Annotated in this window: 3 protein-coding genes; 1 reads left to right on the top strand and 2 read right to left on the bottom strand. The window is 44.2% G+C overall.

Going from position 1 to position 2,916, the window contains the following annotated elements; genetic code table 11:
- Positions 1–168 precede the first annotated feature (168 nt).
- Positions 169–540 (bottom strand): hypothetical protein, encoded by a 372-nt coding sequence (locus KTQ90_RS13015; protein ID WP_217318785.1) that lies wholly within the window; start codon positions 538–540, stop codon positions 169–171.
- Complete coding sequence (locus KTQ90_RS13010) at positions 537–1,760, bottom strand: site-specific integrase (protein ID WP_217318784.1); 1,224 nt, start codon at positions 1,758–1,760, stop codon at positions 537–539. The genes KTQ90_RS13015 and KTQ90_RS13010 overlap by 4 nt, the downstream gene beginning before the upstream one ends.
- 485 nt (positions 1,761–2,245) lie before the next feature.
- On the opposite strand from KTQ90_RS13010, the gene KTQ90_RS13005 reads away from it, so the two are divergent.
- A complete protein-coding gene (locus tag KTQ90_RS13005; protein WP_217318783.1) occupies positions 2,246–2,779 on the top strand; it encodes a 30S ribosomal protein S16 in 534 nt (177 codons plus the stop codon).
- Positions 2,780–2,916 lie beyond the last annotated feature (137 nt).

The following is a 2,916-nucleotide window of genomic DNA, read 5'->3' as shown; positions in this document are numbered from 1 at the left end:
ATGTATTCCTGCATGTCATACGTTTTATATGTCATACGATAAATATGTAAAACGTTTGACATCGGCAGCTCCGTATTCTTCATAGAAATGCTTGATACGACAGTGAATCAGTACGTAGGCAAGTCAATACGACAGTGAATAACCGAAGCGTCAAAGAAGCGACCATACTTAGCTAAAGGCATTTGTTCCTCCATAGAGTTGCAGTATAATGGCTGTTTTCTCTTTTGCTCCGTATAGCCTCTTGAATATGGCATCACGAAGTTGCGCTGCACCATTGGAGTTTAGACGGAAGCAAATGGCAACAACCATAGGGAATCCATACAATGTTTGCCAAATGCCTTTGGAGGTTTCTTGTTTCTGTTGGACTTCCGACATCAACAACATACCTTCTTTATATATGGCTCTTATCACGGCTGTGAGCTTCGGGGCTGTGACATATAGCATATCAATCAACTCGCTCTCACTCATCCACAAGTTCTCCAAGTTGGACGGAATGGATAGCATTCCATTTCCGTCCACGGTGATTACAGTCCTTTTCATGCCATTCCTCCCATTGTAGGCAAATGCCCCTTGATTCGACTTTCAAAGACTGCTATGTCATGGTCAAGTTTGTTGCTTGTTACTTTGGCGTATATCTGCGTCGTGGTGATGTTTGTATGACCAAGAATCTTGCTCACGCTCTCTATCGGCATACCATACTCCAAGGCTAAAACAGCCCAAGAGTGGCGAGACACATGAAAAGAGACACGCTTTTTGATACCACACATTACCGCTACTTTCTTGATGCGTTTGTTGATGCTGTCAAGATTGCCGATGTTGAACAAATGACTGCCCTTTCTGAAAGATTTGTATCGCTCAACAATCTGCATAGGAATATCCATTAGCTTGATTTGGAAAGGCACACCTGTCTTCTGACGCTTGGAAACAATCCAAGGAGCACCGTTTATCATACAGATGTTATCTTCCGTCAAGTTCTTGATGTCGATGAAAGATATACCTGTCCAACAGCCAAAGAGAAAGAGGTCTCTCGCAAATGCCATGTTCGGGTCTTCCAAGTTTATCTCTGTCATGGCGGTAAGCTCGTCCAAGGTCAAGAACTCACGTTCCTTGTGGTCTGGGTCAACATGGTACATGGCAAATGGATTTCTCGGTATCTTGCCATTGTAGTGTGCGGTCGTGACAATATGCTTCAATGGTATGGAGTAAATCCAAATGGAGGACTGAGCAAGTCCGACGACATTCTTTAAGTACAGGCAATAGTCACGGATGAACTCCTCAGTAAGCTCATTCATGGACATATCGCTGCGCTTATACTGATACTTGATGAAATCGGCAACATACTTTCTCACTATAAGATACTTGCGGTAGGTGTTCTTGGCTCTGTCCTTGCCTACACGCTTGGCAAAGGCAGCGTTCTCCTTGTCAAAGGCTCGGAGTAATGTCTCGTACTCCGTGCCTATGCCTTGGTAGGCGTTTCTCACCATTTCTGCGGTAACGAACGCCTCATGGTCTGAAAGGCGTTGGTAATGCTTGGCGATTTGAGCCTTGATGTTGTCAAGCGCAAAGTTTACCTCCTTGGCTTCCTTGCTCTTGCCGATGGCTCTGTTGCCCTTGGCATCCCAGATAGCCTTGGTCACGCTCTGCTTGCAACTGAACTGTGCGATAGTTCCGTTGATTGTCACTCGCCCCATGATTGGGACAATTCCATTTCTCTCCTTGCTTCCGTTTACATAGAAGACTGTCTTGAAAGTGCATCTCATAATTCTTACTTTTTTGTTCGGTGCAAAATTAAACTATGAGAGTTGCATGGCAAAACTAAAACTTACGCAGAATGGAGAAATATGAACCGCCACCGTTAAAAATGCTTATTAGGGCGTTTCTGCGAGGTAATGATTTGAAAGCGTTTCTATTTCTCCAATCTGCGTTTTTCGCTTTTCCTCGTCTATGCCACTTAAAGCCAACGACTGCCACAACCACTTGAAACTCAAAACAAAAGCATCATCCTGCTATTTTTTGCTTTTTTAGGCGTTATTTTCTTGTAAAAACAAGACGGTATTCTTGCAAAATGAAGGATATTATTGTGAAAACAAAGCAGCATTTACATAAAAACAAGCCAAACTCGCTCTATTACAAGAAAATAAATAGAAAAACATTTCGGCGTTCGAAATAAACTTAGTACCTTTGCAGCCGCTATTACGAGATAGTAGCATAATTCAAACCACAAATTAAAATTAAATTTTAAACAATGGCAACAAAGATCAGACTTCAGCGCGGCGGTCGTAAGAGCTACGCTTTTTATCGTATCGTAATCGCTGACGCAAGAGCACCACGTGATGGTAGATTTACTGAGAAGATTGGTACTTACAACCCTAACACCAATCCTGCTACTGTAGATTTGGATTTCGACCGTGCACTCTACTGGGTAGAGACAGGCGCACAGCCGACAGCAACAGCTCACAACATCCTCAAGGGCGAGGGCGTTTATCTTATGAAGCACCTCCGCGGTGGCGTTAAGAAGGGCGCATTCGACGAGGCTACAGCACAGAAGAAGTTCGACGCATGGAAGGCAGACAAGCAGAAGGGCTTGGACACCGTACGCGAGAACGAGGCTAAGGCTAAGGCAGAGGCTGCTGCTAAGGAGCTCGAGGCTGAGAAGAAGCTCAACGAGGCTATCGCTAAGAAGGTAGCTGAGAAGAAGGCTGCTGAGGCTGCTGCAAAGGCAGAGGCAGAGGCTGCTGCTAACGCAGAGGCTACAGAGGAAGCTCCGGCAGAGGCTTAATCAAAGAAAATCCGTCACTAAGACACATATAAATCCTGAGAACGAGAACGTTCTCGGGATTTATTGTTTTTATACAACTTATCACTACTGTCCCGTTAAAGTGGACTAATCGCTCTTTGAATTAATTGAAATACAGT

Origin of the sequence: Leyella stercorea (assembly GCF_019052365.1) — a bacterium.
Classification (GTDB): Bacteria; Bacteroidota; Bacteroidia; order Bacteroidales; family Bacteroidaceae; genus Prevotella.
Note: the sequence above shows the minus strand (reverse complement) of the source record. Positions and strands in the feature narration are given on the sequence as shown.

Bases quoted from the DNA above. Each gene is read 5' to 3' on its own strand.
- KTQ90_RS13015 (WP_217318785.1), bottom strand. From the start codon at position 540: ATGAAAAGGACTGTAATCACCGTGGACGGAAATGGAATGCTATCCATT.
- KTQ90_RS13005 (WP_217318783.1), top strand. From the start codon at position 2,246: ATGGCAACAAAGATCAGACTTCAGCGCGGCGGTCGTAAGAGCTACGCT.
- KTQ90_RS13010 (WP_217318784.1), bottom strand. From the start codon at position 1,760: ATGAGATGCACTTTCAAGACAGTCTTCTATGTAAACGGAAGCAAGGAG.